Source organism: Pseudomonas sp. NFPP04 (genome assembly GCF_900113815.1).
Taxonomy (GTDB): Bacteria; Pseudomonadota; Gammaproteobacteria; order Pseudomonadales; family Pseudomonadaceae; genus Aquipseudomonas; species Aquipseudomonas extremorientalis.
Genome location: NZ_FOQS01000007.1, coordinates 179,564 through 199,515, shown reverse-complemented (window position 1 = coordinate 199,515; position 19,952 = coordinate 179,564). Strand labels below are relative to the sequence as shown.

At 61.4% G+C, this 19,952-nt stretch carries 11 protein-coding genes and 1 pseudogene; 7 read left to right on the top strand and 5 right to left on the bottom strand.

What is annotated here, in order from left to right:
* The first annotated feature begins 107 nt into the window (after positions 1–107).
* Positions 108–1,385 (top strand): O-acetylhomoserine aminocarboxypropyltransferase/cysteine synthase family protein, encoded by a 1,278-nt coding sequence (locus tag BM017_RS17035; RefSeq protein WP_092246523.1) that lies wholly within the window; start codon positions 108–110, stop codon positions 1,383–1,385.
* On the opposite strand, the gene BM017_RS17030 is transcribed toward BM017_RS17035, so the two are convergent.
* The 3 genes from BM017_RS17030 to putP form a co-directional block, all read right to left on the bottom strand.
* A complete protein-coding gene (locus tag BM017_RS17030; RefSeq protein WP_092246520.1) occupies positions 1,371–2,054 on the bottom strand; it encodes a DUF4123 domain-containing protein in 684 nt (227 codons plus the stop codon). The genes BM017_RS17035 and BM017_RS17030 overlap by 15 nt on opposite strands.
* 26 nt (positions 2,055–2,080) lie before the next feature.
* A complete protein-coding gene (locus BM017_RS17025) occupies positions 2,081–4,054 on the bottom strand; it encodes a type VI secretion system Vgr family protein (protein ID WP_092246517.1) in 1,974 nt (657 codons plus the stop codon).
* Positions 4,055–4,258: 204 nt separating this feature from the next.
* Positions 4,259–5,743: a sodium/proline symporter PutP gene (gene putP / locus BM017_RS17020; RefSeq protein WP_071492330.1), complete on the bottom strand. Its 1,485-nt coding sequence runs from the start codon at positions 5,741–5,743 to the stop codon at positions 4,259–4,261.
* 459 nt (positions 5,744–6,202) lie between these two features.
* Here putP and putA point away from each other — a divergent pair, with 459 nt between their 5' ends.
* Positions 6,203–10,156, top strand: a complete 3,954-nt coding sequence (putA, locus tag BM017_RS17010; RefSeq protein ID WP_092246514.1) for a trifunctional transcriptional regulator/proline dehydrogenase/L-glutamate gamma-semialdehyde dehydrogenase — start codon at positions 6,203–6,205, stop codon at positions 10,154–10,156.
* Positions 10,157–10,360: 204 nt separating this feature from the next.
* On the top strand, positions 10,361–12,163 hold the full coding sequence (locus tag BM017_RS17005) for an acyl-CoA dehydrogenase (RefSeq protein ID WP_092246511.1): 1,803 nt from the start codon (positions 10,361–10,363) through the stop codon (positions 12,161–12,163).
* Here BM017_RS17005 and BM017_RS17000 read toward each other — a convergent pair.
* Together BM017_RS17000 and BM017_RS16995 are read right to left on the bottom strand one after the other, a co-directional pair.
* Positions 12,160–12,453 (bottom strand): cell division protein ZapA, encoded by a 294-nt coding sequence (locus tag BM017_RS17000; protein ID WP_071492333.1) that lies wholly within the window; start codon positions 12,451–12,453, stop codon positions 12,160–12,162. The two genes, BM017_RS17005 and BM017_RS17000, sit on opposite strands and share 4 nt — an antisense overlap.
* A complete protein-coding gene (locus BM017_RS16995) occupies positions 12,450–12,680 on the bottom strand; it encodes a hypothetical protein (RefSeq protein WP_058423524.1) in 231 nt (76 codons plus the stop codon). Before BM017_RS16995 ends, BM017_RS17000 begins: the two co-directional genes overlap by 4 nt.
* Positions 12,681–12,918: 238 nt before the next feature.
* Between BM017_RS16995 and BM017_RS29675 the strand changes: the two are divergent.
* From BM017_RS29675 to mscK, 4 genes and pseudogenes are all read left to right on the top strand, one after another.
* Positions 12,919–13,680 (top strand): annotated as a pseudogene (locus BM017_RS29675) (MCP four helix bundle domain-containing protein); the annotation flags it as partial.
* A 30-nt stretch (positions 13,681–13,710) separates the two neighbouring features.
* The gene (locus BM017_RS29670; RefSeq protein ID WP_371914746.1) at positions 13,711–14,583 is read left to right on the top strand and encodes a methyl-accepting chemotaxis protein; all 873 of its coding nucleotides are present in this window, start codon (positions 13,711–13,713) and stop codon (positions 14,581–14,583) included.
* Between the two features lie 234 nt (positions 14,584–14,817).
* Entirely contained in the window at positions 14,818–16,560 is a 1,743-nt protein-coding gene (locus tag BM017_RS16985) for a potassium/proton antiporter (RefSeq protein WP_058423526.1), read from the top strand.
* Between the two features lie 50 nt (positions 16,561–16,610).
* On the top strand, positions 16,611–19,949 hold the full coding sequence (gene mscK / locus BM017_RS16980) for a mechanosensitive channel MscK (RefSeq protein WP_092246505.1): 3,339 nt from the start codon (positions 16,611–16,613) through the stop codon (positions 19,947–19,949).
* Positions 19,950–19,952 lie beyond the last annotated feature (3 nt).

Genomic DNA, 19,952 nt, shown 5'->3' with positions numbered 1-19,952 from the left:
CGGTACTTATATCGAAAAGACAGGCTTTCACCTGAAAAAAGTCTAAATATCAATGATGACTCGGACTTATTGTGGCGATCCACACTCCAGGGAGGTCCATCACCCTCATGAAAGACGCCACCATCGCACTGCACCACGGCTTCCAGTCGGACCCGACCACCAAGGCCGTTGCTGTGCCGATCTACCAGAATGTTGCCTTCGAATTCGACAACGCCCAGCACGGCGCCGACCTGTTCAACCTGGACGTGCCCGGCAATATCTACACGCGGATCATGAACCCCACCAACGACGTGCTGGAGCAACGCATCGCCGCGCTCGAAGGCGGTATCGCAGGCCTGGCGGTGTCGGCCGGCAGCGCGGCGATCCACTACGCGATCCAGACGCTCACCCGCGCCGGGGACAATATCGTCACCACCCCGCAACTCTACGGCGGCACCTACACCTTGTTCGCGCACTTGCTGCCCAGCTTCGGCGTCGATGTTCGCTTTGCCCGGGATGACTGCGCCGAAGCCATCGCCGAGCTGATCGACGACAACACCAAGCTGGTGTACTGCGAAAGCATCGGCAACCCGGCGGGCAACATCGTCGACCTGGAAGCCCTGGCCAACGTCGCCCACGCGCACGGCGTGCCGCTGGTGGTGGATAACACCGTGGCCACGCCGATCCTGTGCAAACCCATCCGGTTCGGCGCCGATATCGTGGTGCACTCGGTGACCAAGTACATCGGCGGCCACGGCAACTCCCTGGGCGGCGTGATCGTCGACAGCGGCAACTTCCCCTGGACCGACTACCCGCAGAAATTCCCCGGGCTCAACAACCCCGAGCCCGCCTATCACGGCGTGGTCTACACCGAGAAATTCGGCCCGGCCGCCTTCATCGCTCGCGCCCGCACCGTTCCACTGCGCAACACCGGCGCGGCACTGGCCCCGATGAACGCCTTCCTGCTGCTGCAAGGCCTGGAAACCCTGGCCCTGCGCATGGAGCGCCATACTGAAAACGCCCTGAAGGTCGCACAGTTCCTGCAAGGCCATGCCGAGGTAGAGTGGGTCAGCTACGCAGGCCTGCCGGACCACCCGCACCACGAACTGGCGCAGAAGTACTTGCAAGGCAAACCGTCAGCAATCCTTTCATTTGGCTTGAAGGGCGGCTATGAGGCCGGCGTGCGCTTCTATGACGCACTGCGCATCTTCAAGCGCCTGGTGAACATCGGCGATGCCAAATCCCTGGCCTGCCACCCGGCCTCCACCACCCATCGGCAGATGAACGAGCAAGAACAGGCCAAGGCCGGCGTAAAGCCCGAGATGATTCGCTTGTCGGTGGGCATCGAGGCCATTGAAGACCTGATCGAGGATTTGCAGCAGGCGCTGGGCTCAACTCAGCTCTGAGGCCAGGTAATCAGCCAGCGCTTCATGGCTGATACTCGATCGACGCGCAAAGTAGGCGACCTTGTGCTGCAAGGTCGCCGGCGCAAAAGCGGTGTAGAGGTCGGGTCGCTGCTCTTCGAGCCACTGCAACAGGTTACCGACCAGGGTTTGCGGCGATTGCTCCGCCAAGTGCTCCAGCAAAGGTACCGGCACTCGCCACCATGGGCTGGCTTTGGCGGCAGTGACCGGGCCAGTCGCAACAGTCAGCGATTGGCCACTAATGAGGTATCGCGGGAACACCGGCAACAGCTCTTCACCGCAGCGCTGAATGATCGGCAGAAACTGCGCGCCATCCCAAAAGCGCAAAAATACCTCTTGCCCATCGGCCAGGTACACCTTGGTCAGGCTTTGCAGGTGTGCGACCACCACGTCCAATGGGCAGGACGATACGGCCAGCCAGCCCCAATCCGTGGCGTCTGTGGCGGCAGCCCATTCCAGGAACGCGCTACCTGGATCGACGATGCCTACATAGGGCATCACCTCCTCCCAGGTCGCATAGGCCGTACTGGCCCAAACGGGATGCAAAGGCGCTCCGCCGGCCAGCGTTCGCCACGCATTCAAGGGCTGGGCGTCGCTGGCAGCGCCGAGTACTGCGAAGATCTTTTCACCAGCAAGCAAGGGTTGAAGCATCGACGTAGAGTCCTTCTGGGTGGAGGTCAGGTGAGATTGCACTGGCCGTTCCTGCATCGTTCGCACTCTTCGCAAAACGGTGCACTGCGTTTCAGGCTGGCGACCTGCACACGGGACAGCGGAGCCGGGATCACTGCCAACAATTTTTCCTTCACCCCCGGCATCAACGGCGCCGCTACTGCAGCGGGCGCCCCGCCAGGCTGGATCGGCACGCTGCTGAAAATGCCACCGGCAGACAGGGTGATCGACTGCCCACCCGCCTGAATCGTGACGGTCGCGCCCGCGTCAATGACGATGCTTTGTCCTGCGCCTATCTGGATGGTCTGCCCGGCCCGGACCTGCTGCGAACCGCCCACCACTAGATGGTCGTCCTGCTTGAGGTCGGTCAGGCGGTTGCCATGATTTATCCGCTGTTCCTCGCCCTGCACTTCATGGTGCGATTCGCCGTCCACCATCACCCGATGGTCATGCAGCACATGCTGCGTCCAATCCCGCTGGGCGCGCAGATAGATTTCCTCGGCCCCCTTGCGATCCTCGATGCGTAGCTCGTTGTAGCCACCCCCCCCAGGGCTGCTCTGGCTGCGCAAGATGCTTCGGGTCTTGTCCGCCGGCAAATCGAGGGGCACCTGTGTTGCCGCATTAGGCAGGCAACCCATCACCAATGGCATATCCGGGTCGCCATTGACGAAGCCCACCAGGACCTCCATACCGACCCGCGGAATCAACACAGAACCGTAACGATCATGGGCCCAACCGCTGGCAACCCTCAGCCAGCAGCTGGACTGATCGTTGCGTTCACCGTTGCGGTCCCAGGCAAACTGCACCTTGACCCGGCCGTACTCGTCACAATGGATTTCACTGTCGGCGGGCCCCGTCACTACTGCGTTCTGGTAACCCGATATGGACGGCCGCGACATCATGAGCGGTGTTCGAAACAGCACGTCCCAGGGCGTTACGACAAATTCATTGCTGTAGCCTTGGGAGGATTCATCGCCATACCCTTCAGGGGCAGATTCCTCAAGCACCTGAGGCTGCCGCCCTGTATGGTGCAACTGAGTGACCAGCCACAAGGCATTCCACTCCTGACGAGGGTGACCAGCCATCTTCAGGAACTGTCCGGTGACCAACGCCGGTTGATCGCTATGGCCACGGGCCTGGCGGTAATCGCTGCGATGACGCTCCAGCACGCGTTGCGCCAGGTACTTGCCACGCTCACGATCTTCGAAGTGCCCTGGGTAACGCTGGTCGTTCAGAGTCGGTTGCCGATTGCTGGAGACTGCGCTTTCCAACGTCAGGTTCGGCTTTTTGAAGTCGTAGTCCCGCAGATTCACACCGCTGGTGCGGGTCTTCAGCCGCAGAATAAAGCGCTTGATCGCAGGCCCATCGGCCACCATCCCGGAGCCGGGTGAATATGGCGTGACGTGATCCGGCTTCGCGAACACACTCTGGTCGTCGCCAAACACCAACAGGTGGCGCTCGGGGCTGTGCTGGAAGTGATAGTGAATGCCCCATTCGGCACACAAGCGTTGAATAAACTCCAGATCGGTTTCGCCGAACTGAACACAATACTCACACTCGGGGTACTTGCCGCTCAGATGAAATGCGAAGGCATCAGCTTTGATGGCCTGGGCCTCCAATACCTGTGCAATGATCTGGGGCACTGTTTTTTTCTGAAAGATCCGCTGATGAGTGCTGTGCTCCAGATAAGCCAGCTGCGGCATCAGGGTGATCTGATAGCGCGTAAGGCGCCTGCCCGAATCACCTTGTGCGACCCGATACACCAGGCCATGAATGCCATGGCCATTGGCATCAAACCCCAGGAACGCCTGGCTGTGCAGCAGACTCTCAAGGTCCAGGTCGGGTTGCTCGCTGACCAACTCCAGGTCAAAGCGAAAAGGCAGGCTGATGAACTCAGTCCCCATGAACCCGTGGACCTTGAATTCACTGGGCTCCCCATTGAGGGACAGGGTAAAGGCACTCTGATTGGCAGGAGCTAACATCCGGTGTTTCTCTGCAAGGGGTAAGGGGCCGATTCTGCATCACGGCTGCCCTCTGCCGAGCACGCGCCAGACAAATCAGTAAAACCCTACAAAAACGCGTACGAATCCTCTCTGGGTCGGCGTAAAGCACACGCAAAAAAAGGCCCGCTATCCATAGGAAGCGGGCCCCTCTTTCAACTCATCAGGCGCTTAAGGCCCGGCGAATTACTTGTTGAGGTTGTAGTCTTTTTCCGCCGCATCAAAACGCTCGACCATACCCGCAGTCGGTGCGCCCATCTTGCTTACGACGTAGATCGCGAGGCTGGCGAAGATGAAGCCTGGGATGATTTCGTACAGGCCCAGCAGCTCAAAGTGTTTCCACACGATCACGGTGATCGCGCCGACCAGGATACCGGCCAGTGCGCCGTTGCGGGTCATGCCTTTCCAGATCACCGAGATCAGCACCACAGGACCGAACGCGGCGCCGAAACCGGCCCAGGCGTAGCTCACCAGGCCCAGTACGCGGTTGTTCGGGTTGGCGGCCAGGCCGATAGCGACCAGGGCCACCAGCAGCACCATGGCACGACCGACCCACACCAGCTCAACCTGGGAGGCGGTCTTGCGCAGGAAGGTTTTGTAGAAGTCTTCGGTCAGGGCGCTGGAGCACACCAGCAATTGGCAGCTCAGGGTACTCATCACGGCAGCCAGGATGGCCGACAGCAACACACCGGCAATCCATGGGTTGAACAGCAGCTTGGCCAGCTCGATGAATACACGTTCGTGGTTTTCAGTCACAGGACCGGCCACTTCCGGGTGTGCCGAGAAGTAGGCAATACCGAAGAAGCCCACCGCCACCGTGCCGCCCAGGCACAGGATCATCCAGGTCATGGAGATACGACGCGCCTTGGCAATCGACTTCACCGAATCCGCCGCCATGAAGCGCGCCAGGATATGCGGCTGGCCGAAGTAACCCAGGCCCCAGCCCATCAGCGAAATGATGCCGATGAAGGTGGTGTTTTTCAGCATGTTGAAGTTGTCAGGGTTCTTGGCTTCGATGGCCAGGAAAGTGGTGTCGACGCCACCAGTGGCCAGCAGCACGATGATCGGCGTGAGGATCAGCGCGAAAATCATCAGGGTGGCCTGTACGGTGTCAGTCCAGCTCACGGCCAGGAAACCACCGACGAAGGTGTAGGCAATGGTCGCTGCGGCACCGGCCCAAAGGGCGGTCTCGTAGGACATGCCGAAAGTGCTTTCGAACAAGCGGGCACCGGCCACGATGCCGGAAGCGCAGTAAATGGTGAAGAACACCAGGATCACCACGGCGGAGATGATCCGCAGCAGGCCGCTTTTATCTTCGAAACGGCTGGAGAAATAATCCGGCAGGGTCAGGGCGTCACCGTTGTGCTCGGTCTGGACCCGCAGGCGACCGGCGACGAACAGCCAGTTGAGGTAGGCACCAACGATCAGGCCGATGGCGATCCAGCTTTCCGACAGGCCGGACATGTAGATCGCGCCCGGCAGGCCCATCAACAACCAGCCGCTCATGTCGGAAGCACCGGCCGACAAGGCTGTCACCACGCTACCGAGGCTGCGACCGCCCAAGATGTAGTCGGAAAGGTTGTTGGTGGAGCGATAGGCCATGAAGCCGATCAGCACCATTGCTGCGATGTAGATCACGAACGTGATCAGGGTTGGATTACTAACGCTCATAAGAGTGACGCCCTGGCTTTGTTTTTATGTAGCGGCGGTCTGTCAGACGACCACCCACTGGAAGTAGGTAGACGTAGCTGCGTGCCGCGCATTTATGACTGACGTTTCCCCAGGAAAGCCGCCAGCCGATGAACCAAACCTCAGAGGTGGTTGCACCTTGGGCGCGAATGCTATTCAACAAAGCAAATAAGGTGCAACCAGTTTCGCGAGAATAAGTTGCACCTTGATGTTAAATGCGCAAAACACCTCGTTTTTGCTCCTTTTCGGAGCAAGAACAGCCGATCTCAGAAGCAAACGCACCAAGGCGAAGCGGATTCCGTCGAAGGCCGTTTTTTTCCCGATCACGATCGAAAAAATCATGAAGAAAATGGGTTGCACCCGGTTGCACCTCTGCATGCGCAAAGCTAATCTTGCCGCCAGCTGATGCCACTCGGTAGTGGCACCCATGAGGATAAGAAAATGGCTACGACCACCCTTGGGGTCAAACTTGACGACCCGACCCGCGAGCGCCTCAAGGCCGCCGCGACCTCCATCGATCGCACGCCGCACTGGCTGATCAAGCAGGCGATTTTCAATTACCTGGAGAAACTGGAGGGTGGTGCAACCCTGACCGAACTCAATGGTTTGAGCAGCAAGGACGCGGACGACGCGGGCGAGGTCCAGACCGACCACGCCCACCAGTGCTTCCTCGAATTCGCCGAAAGCATCCTGCCGCAATCCGTGCTGCGTGCGTCGATCACTGCCGCTTACCGTCGCCCCGAGCCGGAAGTGGTGCCGATGCTGATCGAACAGGCCCGCCTGCCGGCGCCGATGGCCGAAGCCACCAACAAGCTCGCCGCCTCGATTGCCGAAAAACTGCGTAACCAGAAGAGCGCCGGCGGCCGTGCCGGGATTGTCCAGGGCCTGCTGCAAGAGTTTTCCCTGTCGTCCCAGGAAGGTGTCGCCCTGATGTGCCTGGCCGAAGCGCTGCTGCGCATCCCGGACAAGGGCACCCGCGACGCGCTGATCCGCGACAAGATCAGCACCGGCAACTGGCAGCCGCATTTGGGCAACAGCCCGTCGCTGTTCGTCAACGCCGCCACCTGGGGCCTGCTGCTGACCGGCAAACTGGTCGCCACCCACAATGAAGCCGGCCTCACCTCGTCCCTGAGCCGCATCATCGGCAAGAGCGGCGAGCCGATGATCCGCAAGGGCGTCGACATGGCCATGCGCCTGATGGGCGAACAGTTCGTCACCGGCGAAACCATCGCCGAAGCCCTGGCCAATGCGAGCAAATTCGAAGCCAAGGGCTTCCGCTATTCCTACGACATGCTCGGTGAAGCCGCGCTCACCGAGCACGATGCCCAGAAGTACCTGGCCTCGTACGAACAAGCCATCCACTCCATCGGCAAAGCCTCCCACGGCCGTGGGATTTATGAAGGCCCGGGCATTTCCATCAAGCTGTCGGCGCTGCACCCGCGCTACAGCCGTGCGCAGTATGAGCGCGTGATGGATGAGCTGTACCCGCGCCTACTGTCCCTGACGCTCCTGGCCAAGCAATACGACATCGGTTTGAACATCGACGCCGAAGAAGCCGACCGCCTGGAGCTGTCCCTGGACCTGCTCGAGCGCCTGTGCTTCGAGCCTCAACTGACTGGCTGGAACGGCATCGGTTTCGTGATCCAGGCCTACCAGAAGCGTTGCCCGTATGTGATCGACTACGTCATCGACCTGGCGCGCCGCAGCCGCCACCGCCTGATGATCCGCCTGGTAAAAGGCGCGTACTGGGACAGCGAAATCAAGCGCGCCCAGGTCGAAGGCCTGGAAGGCTACCCGGTGTACACCCGCAAGGTGTACACCGACGTGTCCTACATCGCCTGCGCACGCAAACTGCTGTCGGTACCGGAAGTCATCTACCCGCAGTTCGCCACGCACAACGCCCACACGCTTTCGGCCATCTACCATATCGCCGGTCAGAACTATTACCCCGGCCAGTACGAGTTCCAGTGCCTGCACGGCATGGGTGAGCCACTGTACGAGCAGGTTGTAGGCAAGGTTGCCGATGGCAAGCTGAACCGTCCGTGCCGCGTGTATGCACCGGTCGGCACCCACGAAACGCTGCTGGCCTACCTGGTCCGTCGCCTGCTGGAAAACGGCGCGAACACTTCGTTCGTCAACCGTATTGCCGACCAATCCATCTCGATCCAGGAGCTGGTGGCCGATCCGGTGACCAGCATCGAGCAAATGGCCACGCTGGAAGGCGGCTTCGGCCTGCCGCACCCGCGCATTCCATTGCCACGTGACCTGTACGGTAGCGACCGCGCCAACTCGGCCGGTATCGACCTGGCCAACGAACATCGCCTGGCATCGCTTTCGTGTGCCCTTCTCGCCACCGCTCACAACAACTGGAAAGCCACGCCGATGCTCGGTTGTACCTCCAGCGAGCAAGCAGCGGCGCCGGTGCTCAACCCGTCCGACCTGCGTGATGTAGTCGGTCATGTACAAGAAGCCACCGTCGAAGACGTCGACAACGCCATCCTGTGCGCAATCAGTGCCGGTCCGATCTGGCAGGCCACCCCGCCCGCCGAACGCGCCGCTATCCTGGAGCGCGCCGCCGACCTGATGGAGGGCGAGATCCAGCCGCTGATGGGCCTGCTGGCCCGCGAAGCCGGCAAGACCTTCGCCAACGCCATCGCCGAAGTGCGTGAAGCCGTGGACTTCCTGCGCTACTACGCGGTGCAGGCACGCAACGACTTCACCAACGACGCCCACCGGCCACTGGGCCCGGTGGTCTGCATCAGCCCGTGGAACTTCCCACTGGCCATCTTCAGCGGCCAAGTCGCCGCCGCATTGGCCGCCGGCAACCCGGTACTGGCCAAGCCGGCCGAACAAACTCCGCTGGTCGCCGCGCAAGCCGTGCGCATCCTGTTGGAAGCCGGTATTCCGGAAGGCGTGCTGCAACTGCTGCCGGGCCAGGGCGAAACCGTGGGTGCCCGCCTGGTGGGGGATGATCGCGTCAAAGGCGTGATGTTCACTGGCTCTACCGAAGTGGCGCGTCTGCTGCAACGTAATGTCGCGGGCCGCCTGGACGCCCAGGGCCGTCCGATCCCGTTGATCGCCGAAACCGGCGGCCAGAACGCGATGATCGTCGACTCCTCGGCGCTGACCGAACAAGTCGTGATCGACGTGGTGTCTTCGGCCTTCGACAGCGCCGGCCAGCGTTGCTCGGCCCTGCGCGTACTGTGCCTGCAGGAAGATTCAGCAGACCGTGTGATCGAAATGCTCAAGGGCGCCATGGCTGAATGCCGCCTGGGCAACCCGGAGCGCCTGTCGGTGGATATCGGCCCGGTGATCGACGCCGAAGCCAAGGCCGGCATCGAGAAACACATCCAGGCCATGCGCGACAAAGGCCGCAACGTATACCAGGTGGCGATTGCCGATGGTGAAGAGATCAAGCGCGGCACCTTCGTGATGCCAACCCTGATCGAACTGGAAAGCTTCGACGAGTTGCAACGCGAGATCTTCGGTCCGGTAGTGCACGTGGTGCGCTACAAGCGTAAAGAGATCGACCAGCTCATCGGCCAGATCAACGCTTCCGGCTACGGCCTGACCCTGGGCGTGCACACCCGCATCGACGAGACCATCGCCAAGGTGATCGACAACGTCAATGCCGGTAACGTCTATGTGAACCGCAACATCGTCGGTGCCGTGGTCGGCGTACAACCGTTCGGCGGCGAAGGCCTGTCGGGCACTGGTCCGAAAGCCGGCGGCCCGCTGTACCTGTACCGCCTGCTGTCGACCCGTCCTACGGATGCGATCGAGCAATCCTTCGTACGCGGCGACGCACTGGCCGCACCGGATGTTCGCTTGCGCGACGCCATGAGCCAACCGCTGACGGCCCTCAAAACCTGGGCCGACAGCAACCAGTTCAGCGAACTCAGCGCCCTGTGCAGCCAGTTCGCCGCGCAATCGCAAAGCGGTATCACCCGCCAACTGGCCGGCCCGACCGGCGAGCGCAACAGTTACGCCATCCTGCCCCGCGAGCACGTTCTGTGCCTGGCGGACGTGGAAGGTGATCTGTTGACGCAACTGGCGGCGGTACTGGCCGTAGGCGGTTCGGCGGTATGGCCGGAATCTGACCTGACCAAGGCCTTGTTCCCACGCCTGCCGAAGGAGATTCAGACGAAGATCAAGCGCGTGGCAGACTGGACCAAGGACGAAGTGGTGTTCGATGCGGTATTGCACCACGGTGATTCCGACCAGTTGCGCGCGGTGTGCCAGCAAGTGGCACAGCGTGGTGGCGCGATTGTCGGGGTGCATGGTTTATCCCAGGGCGAGACGGCGATTGCGCTGGAGCGTTTGGTGATTGAGCGGGCGTTGAGTGTCAACACCGCTGCGGCGGGTGGTAACGCCAGCCTGATGACCATCGGCTAACTGCCTGACGAAATGCGGTAAAAAATGTGGGAGGGGGCTTGCCCCCGATAGCGGTGGATCAGCCAATGCACTTGGTGACTGACACATCGCCATCGGGGGCAAGCCCCCTCCCACATTTGCCTGTGCATCACCCAAATCAATGTTGCTATCCAGCCTCTATTCGCGCACTTAGACTCAGGCCAATTCCTCCAAAGGTAATCCGCCATGTCCGAGACGCTGCTCAGTTCCCGCAATCTGGCTTTCGAGCTGTACGAAGTCCTCGATGCCGAGGGCCTGACCCAGCGCGAGCGGTTTGCCGAGCACAATCGCGAAACCTTCGACGCGGCCATCAGCACCGCCCGCAGCATTGCGGAAAAATACTTTGCGCCCCACAACCGCAAGAACGACGAGAACGAACCGCGCTACGAAGACGGCAAGGCCATTCTGATTCCGGAGGTCAAACCGGCGGTGGATGCGTTCCTTGAAGCCGGTTTCCTCAACACAGCACGCAGTTTCGAAGCCGGTGGCATGCAACTGCCCACCCTGTTGTCACAAGCCTGTTTCGCGCACTTCCAGTCGGCGAACGCCGCGTCCACGTCCTACCCGTTCCTGACCATGGGCGCCGCCAACCTGATCGAAAGCTTCGGCACCGACGATCAGAAACAACGCTTCCTGCAACCGATGATCGACGGCCGTTTCTTCGGCACCATGGCACTGACTGAACCCCATGCAGGTTCGTCACTGTCGGATATTCGCACCCGCGCAGAACCAGCGGCTGACGGCACCTATCGCCTCAAGGGCAACAAGATCTTTATTTCCGGCGGCGATCACCCGCTGTCGGAAAACATCGTGCACATGGTGCTGGCCAAGCTGCCGGACGCGCCCGCCGGGGTGAAGGGCATTTCGCTGTTTATCGTGCCCAAGTTCCTGGTCAACGACGATGGCAGCCTGGGCGAGCGCAACGATGTGTTGCTGGCCGGTCTGTTCCACAAGATGGGCTGGCGCGGTACCACCTCCACGGCGTTGAATTTCGGCGATAACGGCAACTGTGTCGGCTATCTGGTGGGCAAGCCGCACCAAGGTTTAAGCTGCATGTTCCAGATGATGAACGAGGCGCGCATCGGTGTAGGTATGGGCGCGGTAATGCTTGGCTACGCCGGCTATCTCTATTCCCTGGAGTACGCCCGCGAGCGCCCTCAAGGTCGCCTGCCCGACAGCAAGGATCCTACAACCGCACCGGTCTCGATCATCCAGCACGCCGACATCAAGCGCATGCTGCTCACACAAAAATCCTATGTGGAAGGCGCCTTCGACCTGGGCCTCTACGCCGCACGCCTGTTCGACGACACCACCACCCTGGAAACCGAAGACGCGCGCAAACAGGCCCATGAACTGCTGGACCTGCTGACCCCCATCGTCAAATCCTGGCCGTCGGAGTTCTGCCTCAAGGCCAACGAACTGGCGATCCAGATTCTCGGCGGCCACGGCTACACCCGTGAATACCCGGTGGAGCAGTACTACCGTGATAACCGCCTGAACCCGATCCATGAAGGCACCCATGGCATTCAGTCCCTGGATTTGCTGGGGCGCAAGCTGGCGCAGAATGGCGGCGCGGGCTTGAAGCAACTCATCAGGTTGATCGCCGAAACCGGCGCCCGTGCGCAGCAATATCCAAGCCTCACTGCACTGAGGGAACCGCTGGAACAACTGGTGAACCGCCTGCAAGGCGTGACCATCGGCCTGCTGACGGATCTCGCCCAGGGCAAGGTCAACAGCAGCCTGGCGAACTCGGCGCTGTACTTGAAGGTGTTCGGGCATACGGTGATTGGCTGGCGCTGGCTGGAACAGGCAATTCGCGCCGAAGAAGGCTTGGCCAAGGGCAATGCGGCCGATGTGGCCTTCTACAAAGGCAAGCTCCGGGCTGCCCGGTACTTCCTGACCTGGGAAGTACCGGGCTGCCATCATGAACTGGCGATTCTGGAGGCACGCGATGACACGTGCCTCGGTATGCAGGATGAGTGGTTCTAAGGCGTTCCGATCGCCTTGGAAATCACATCGACCGTGGCGCTGACTTGCTCTTGGTAACGGTCGAGTTCCTGCTGGTGAGCCTGCTGCATTTCGATCTGCTCGGCGCACAGGTTCAGCGCCGCCAGCACCAGTAATTTGTCACCGATCAGGGTCGGGTACTTTTTCTTGGTGGTGGCCAGGGAGGCCTTGAGCAGGGTCACGGCGTGCATCAGGGTCTTATCTTCCCCAGGCGGGGCCTTGATCGAGTAATCCTCTCCGAGAATCGAAACGACCTTTATCCCTTCACTCATGCGCTGACAGGCCCTGCACTCACACGCTCAACCAGCGCCTGGATACGGGCGGCGGTGGCGCCGTGCTTCTCTTCCTGTTCCATCAGGCTCAGTTGCAGGCTGTCGTTCTCATCCTTGGCGCGGGCCAGTTCGGCCTTGAGGGATTCATTGCTGCCCAGCAGGTCCTGATTCTGTTGTACGAGGTCGCTGACGAGTTGTTCCAATTGGCTGAGGGATGCTTCTAACATTTTGATTTCTCTGGCTTTTCAAAGGGCGGTGACGATAAAGAAAATTCACCTCGGATGCCAGGGTTATCCCCGGCGCGCGGCCCGATTTTTAAGGGCCGGGCCGCACTTTCGAGCCTTAGTGACTGCATTTACCGGATCTGGTTCCTGAATCAGTCAAACCCCTCGTCAGGTGCGACAAAACCGCACACGCCCCTTTAGACTTTAGTCGTACGACCGATAGAGAGGCACACCCCGTCTCATGGCCGCACGGATCGCGCTTCTCCCCCAGGATTCCCGCATGTCGCTTCGTAATATGAATATCGCTCCGAGGGCCTTCCTCGGCTTCGCGTTTATTGGTGCGTTGATGTTGTTTCTCGGTGTGTTCGCCCTGAATCAGATGAGCAAGATCCGCGCCGCCACCGAAGACATCACCCTGTCCAGCGTGCCGAGCATTCGCGCCCTGGATGAGTTCACCCAACTGACCCTGCGCCTGCGGGTGCTGTCGTACCGCCTGCTGACCAACCGTGAACCGGATGTGCAACAGAAAACCCTGGAAGCCTTCGAGCTGCGCAACCAGCAGATCCGCACCGCCCAGGGCATCTACGAAAAACTGATCGAGAGCAGTGAGGAGCGCTCGACTTATGACGAGTACGTACGCCTGCTCGGCCAGTACCACCAGATTGAAGAGCGCATGAAGAGCCTGTCACGGGCCAATCAAGTGGAAGAACTGCGCAGCCTGCTCAACACCGAATTGCTCAGCAATTCCGAGCAAGTCAACGCCGTGCTCACGCGGCTGCTGGACCTCAACAACACGATGGCCCTGACCACCAATAAGGAAGCCGAGGACCAATACAACATGGCCTTCAACCTGGTGGTAAGCCTGTTGGTGGTCGCCACGCTGCTGACCCTGCTGTTTGCCTGGCTGTTGACCCGCAGCATCACACTGCCCATTTCCCAGGCATTGGAAGCTGCGGAAGAAGTGGCCGAAGGCAACCTGACCCGCCCGATCAAGGTCGACGGCAACGACGAAGCCGGGCGCCTGCTGGCAGCCATGGCCAAGATGCAGGACAAGCTGCGCGACACCCTGCAACGCATCGCCGGTTCCGCCACCCAGTTGGCATCGGCCGCCGAAGAGTTGAACGCGGTCACCGACGAAAGCGCCCGTGGCCTGACCCAGCAAAACAATGAAATCGAACAAGCCGCCACAGCGGTGAATGAAATGACCAGTGCCGTCGAAGAAGTTGCTCGCAATGCGGTGAGCACCTCCGAAGCGTCGCGCAACGCCACCGCCTCCGCCGGTGATGGCCGTGATCTGGTGCAGGAAACAGTCAGCGCCATCGAGCGCATGAGCGCCGACGTGCAAGCCACCGCGACCCTGATTGGCGACCTGGCCAATGAGTCCCGCGATATCGGCAAGGTACTCGACGTGATCCGTGGCCTGGCCGACCAGACCAACCTGCTGGCCCTGAACGCGGCGATTGAAGCGGCGCGTGCCGGTGAAGCCGGTCGCGGCTTTGCGGTAGTGGCCGATGAAGTGCGGGCCCTGGCCCATCGCACCCAACAGTCGACCAGCGAAATCGAGCGGATGATCGGCAGTATCCAGGCCGGCACCGAGCACGCGGTGGATTCGATGCGCAACAGCACCGAACGCGCCGAATCGACGCTGAACATCGCCAAAGGTGCCGGGATGTCGCTGGATACCATCAACACCGCAATCGTCGAGATCAACGAGCGCAATCTGGTGATCGCCAGCGCGGCCGAAGAGCAGGCGCAGGTGGCGCGGGAAGTGGACCGCAACCTGGTGAACATCCGCGATTTGTCGGTGCAGTCAGCCACCGGCGCCAGCCAGACCAGCGCGGCGAGCAGTGAACTGTCGCGCCTGGCAGTGGACCTGAACGGCATGGTCGGCCGCTTCCGCCTCTGACTGAAACAACTGGGTCGAAATTGTGGGAGGGGGCTTGCCCCCGATGACGGTGTATCAGCCAGCTTATCTGTAGCTGAACCATCGCAATCGGGGGCAAGCCCCCTCCCACATTTAGATCTGTGCCTGTCTTTAAAAGCTTTTTGACAGCGCAGCAATTCAACAGGTTAGAATCGCTGGCACGTAGACTGCATGGTCAGTTTGCGCCCTGTCTTGTTTGCCCGTGGAGTATTGCCTTTGAATGCGACGACCATCAACAGCCTGTTCCTGATCGGCGCGTTGCTGGTAAGTGCGAGCATTCTGGTGAGTTCTCTTTCGTCCCGCCTGGGGATTCCGATCCTGGTGATCATCCTGGCCGTGGGCATGGTCGCCGGCGTCGACGGCGGCGGCATCATCTTCGACAACTACCCGACCGCCTACCTGGTGGGCAACCTCGCCCTGGCCGTGATCCTGCTTGATGGCGGTTTGCGCACGCGGGTGGCGAGTTTCCGCGTGGCACTCTGGCCGGCGTTGTCGCTGGCCACGGTGGGGGTGTTGATTACCACCGGCCTCACCGGCATGGCCGCGGCCTGGCTGTTTGACCTCAATATCATCCAGGGCTTGCTGATTGGTGCGATTGTCGGCTCGACGGACGCCGCAGCCGTGTTCTCGCTGCTCGGCGGCAAAGGCCTGAACGAACGGGTCACCGCCAGCCTGGAGATCGAATCCGGCAGCAACGACCCGATGGCGGTGTTCCTCACGGTTACCCTGATCGACATGCTCGCAAGCGGCCAGACCGGCCTGCACTGGAGCCTGCTGACGCACCTGGTGCGCGAATTCGGCATCGGCGGCATCGTCGGCCTGGGCGGCGGCTGGTTGATGTTGCAGATGGTCAACCGCATCAACCTGGCCACCGGCCTGTACCCGATCCTGGTGATCGCCGGTGGCCTGTTCGTATTTGCCGTGACCAACGCCCTGCACGGCAGCGGCTTCCTCGCCGTGTACCTGTGCGGCCTGGTGATAGGCAACCGCCCGGTGCGCAGCCGTCATGGCATTCTGCATATGCTCGACGGCATGGCCTGGCTGGCGCAGATCGGCATGTTCCTGGTGCTGGGCCTGCTGGTCACGCCCCATGACTTGCTGCCGATTGCGTTGCCGGCCCTGGGCCTGGCGCTGTGGATGATCCTGTTTGCACGGCCGCTGTCGGTGATGGTTGGCCTGCTGCCCTTCAAGGCGTTCCATGGCCGCGAAAAAGCCTTTATCGCCTGGGTCGGGTTGCGCGGCGCGGTGCCGATCATCCTGGCGGTGTTCCCGCTGATGGCCGGCCTGCCCCATGCGCAGCTGTACTTCAACCTGGCGTTCTTTATCGTGCTGGTGTCACTGCTGGTGCAGGGCACGAGCCTGCCGTGGGTGGCCAAGCTGCTCAAGGTCACCGTCCCGCCGGACCCGGCGCCGATTTCCCGCGCGGCGCTGGAAGTGCACGTCACCAGCGAATGGGAGCTGTTCGTCTACCGCCTGGGCGCGGAAAAATGGTGCATCGGCGCCGCCCTGCGCGAGCTGAAAATGCCCGAAGGCACGCGGATTGCCGCGCTGTTCCGTGGCCAGCAACTGCTCCATCCGTCGGGTAGTACCGTGCTGGAAGTCGGCGACCTGCTCTGCGTGATCGGCCACGAACACAACCTGCCAGCCCTGGGCAAACTGTTCAGCCAGGCACCGCAACGCGGGCTGGATCTGCGCTTCTTCGGCGACTTCGTGCTGGAAGGCGACGCCCAGCTGGGCGCGGTGTCGGCCTTGTACGGCCTGAAGCTGGAGGGCATCGACCCGGACATGCCGCTGAGCAGCTTCATCACCCAGAAAGTCGGGGGCGCGCCCATCGTCGGCGACCAGGTGGAGTGGAACAACACCATCTGGACCGTTGCGGTCATGGACGGGAACAAGATCGGCAAAGTGGGCGTCAGATTCCCCGAAGGAAGTCGCCCGGGCCCCGGACTCTTCCTCTAAACTGCGGGGCGACGACGCCCCCGATTCTTCACCTTGCACGACCGGTCTCTATGCCAACCTTGCGCACTCTTCTCGCCACTGCCCTGCTGAGCCTGACCCTGTGTGTCGGCGTTGTCCACGCCGCCGACCCGCCCAGCGCCGAGGCTATCCAGCAAACCCTGGACAAGCTGCCCGACCGCAAACTGCCCGACGCCGACATGAAGGCGCTGCAGACCATTCTGCAGCAGACCCTGACGTACCTGGCCAACAAGCAGGATTACGAGCAGCGCCTGGCCGACCTCAAGCGCCAACTGGAAGACGCCCCGCGCCAGACCACCGAGAACCAGCGCGAACTGACGCGGCTCAAGGCAACCAAAGTCATCCCGGTCGCCCAGCGCTACGCCAGCCTGCCGGTGCCACAGCTTGAACAGTTGCTGGTGCAGCGCAGCACCCAGCAAGGCGACCTGCAAAAAGAACTGGCCGATGCCAACAGCCTGTCCATCGCCGCCCAGACCCGTCCTGAGCGCGCCCAGACCGAAATCAGCAACAGCCAGACACGCATTCTGCAGATCAACTCGACCCTCAAGGCCGGTAAAGACAACGGCAAGACCCTCAGCGCCGACCAGCGCAACCAGCTCAACGCCGAACTTGCGGCCCTCAACGCGCTGATCCCCCTGCGCCGCCAGGAACTGGCTGGCAACAGCCAGCTGCAAGACCTGGGCAACAGCCAGCATGACCTGGTGATGGAAAAGACCGCACGCCTGGAACAAGAGATCCAGGACCTGCAGACCCTGATCAACCAGAAGCGCCTGGCCCAGTCCCAGCAGACCGTGACCCAGCAGTCCATCGAAGCGCAAAAAGCCGGTGGCAGCAGCCTGCTGGCCACGGAAAGCGCGGCCAACCTGAAGCTGTCCGACTACCTGCTCAAAAGTACCGACCGCCTCAACGACCTGACCCAGAAGAACCTGCAGACCAAGCAGCAACTGGACACCGTGACCCAGAGCGACTCGGCCCTGGACGAACAGATCAACGTGCTCAAGGGCAGCCTGCTGCTGTCAAAGATCCTCTACAAGCAAAAGCAGGCCCTGCCGCGTCTCACCGTGGACCGCGACCTGGCGGACGACATCGCCAACATTCGCCTGTACCAGTTCGAGGTCAACCAGCAGCGCGAGCTGATCAGCTCGCCCAGCGCCTATGTGGATAACCTGCTGGCCAACCAGGCGCCGGAAGACGTCACCCCGCAACTGCGCCGCACCTTGCTCGAATTGGCGATCACCCGCAGCGACCTGCTGGAGCGCCTGAGCCGTGAACTGAGCGCGCTGCTCAACGAATCCATCACGTTGCAACTGAACCAGAAACAACTGCTTAGCACCGCCACCACCCTGCGCGCGACGCTGGATGAGCAGATGTTCTGGATTCCCAGCAACAAGCCGCTGGATACCGAATGGCTGGAAACCGTCCCCGCGCACCTGAGCAAGCAAGTCGCCACCCTGCCCTGGGCGTCCAGCGTCAGCGAACTGTATGACGGCCTGACCCAACGCCCGCTGCTGTTCCTGCCCCTGCTGCTGTTGATCGGCGCGTTGCTGTGGCGTCGGAAAAACCTGTACCAGCGCCTGAACAAGGTGCACCTGGACATCGGCCACTTCAAGCGCGACAGCCAGTGGCACACGCCCCAGGCCATCCTGATCAACATCCTGCTGGCGATGCCGGTGTCCCTCGGCCTTGCGCTGTGCGGGTATGCGCTGCAAATCGACGCCCGTGGGCAAAACGCCAACCTCGGTTCAGCCCTGCTGCAGATCGCCCAGGCATGGCTGGTGTTCTACACCGCCTATCGCATCCTGGCGCCCGGTGGCGTGGCCGAACTGCACTTTCGCTGGGAAAAGCCCCAGGTCGAATTCCTGCAAGGCTGGGTGCGCAAACTCGGGCTGGTGGTATTGGCCCTGGTGGCCGTGGTCGCCATCGCTGAACACCAACCCGCGGCGCTGGCCGACGACGTGCTGGGCATCGGCGTGGTGCTGACCTGCTACGCGCTGATGGCCTGGCTGCTGGGCCGCCTGTTGCTCAACAGCCCTACGCACGAAAAGGCTTCGCTGTTTCGCAAGGCCGTGGGCCTGTTGTTTACCGCGCTGCCCATCGCGCTGTTTATCGCCGTGTGCTTCGGCTACTACTACACCGCACTCAAGCTCAGCGACCGGCTGATCAATACCCTGTACCTGCTGATGTTCTGGCTGGTGATCGAAGCCACCTTCGTCCGTGGCCTGGGCGTTGCCGCCCGGCGCCTGGCCTATGCGCGCGCCCTGGCCAAACGCCAGGCCGCCAAGGAAGCCGGCGACGGCGAAGCGGTGATCGAAGAACCGACCCTGGACATCGAGCAGGTCAACGAGCAGTCCATGCGCCTGATTCGCCTGGCATTGCTCGGCGGTTTTATCGCCGCGCTGTATTGGGTGTGGGCGGACCTGATCTCGGTATTTTCCTACCTGGATAACGTCACGCTGTACGAATACACCAGCGGCACAGGTGCGAATATCAGCATGGTGCCCATCAGCATCGGCGACTTGCTCGGCGCGCTGATCATCATCGGCATTACCTTCGCGCTCGCGCGCAACTTGCCGGGTTTGCTCGAAGTATTGGTGCTGTCCAAACTGGACCTGGCCCAGGGCAGCGCCTACGCGACCACCACGCTGCTGTCCTACGTGATTGCCGGCGTCGGTTTCGTCTCCACCCTGTCGACCCTCGGCGTGAGCTGGGACAAGTTGCAATGGCTGGTGGCGGCGCTGTCGGTGGGCCTGGGCTTTGGCATGCAGGAGATCTTCGCCAACTTCATCTCCGGCATCATGATCCTGTTCGAACGCCCGGTGCGCATCGGCGACACCATCACCATCGGCAACCTGTCGGGCACGGTGAGCAAGATCCGCATCCGCGCCACGACGATCACCGACTTTGACCGCAAGGACATCATTGTCCCGAACAAAACGTTCATTACCGGACAACTGATCAACTGGTCGCTGACCGACACCATTACCCGCGTCACCCTCAAGCTCGGCGTGGACTACGGCTCCGACCTGGACCGCGTGAAGGAACTGCTGCTCAAGGCCGCCCGCGAGAACCCGCGGGTACTCAAGGAGCCGGAACCCCATGTGTACTTCCTCAACTTCGGCGAAAGCACCCTCGACCATGAACTGCGCATGCACGTGCGCGACCTGGGCGACCGCAACCCGGTGATCGATGAAGTGAACCGCTTTATCAATCGCGAGTTCAAGAAAGAGCACATCAACATCTCGTTCCGCCAGATGGAGGTCTATCTCAAGAACCTCCACGGCCAGGAATACAAACTGGTGGAAGTCGACACCCCGGCCAAGCCCGCCAATGACGGCGGCGTGCAGGAACCACCACCGAGCAAACTCGACTAACCG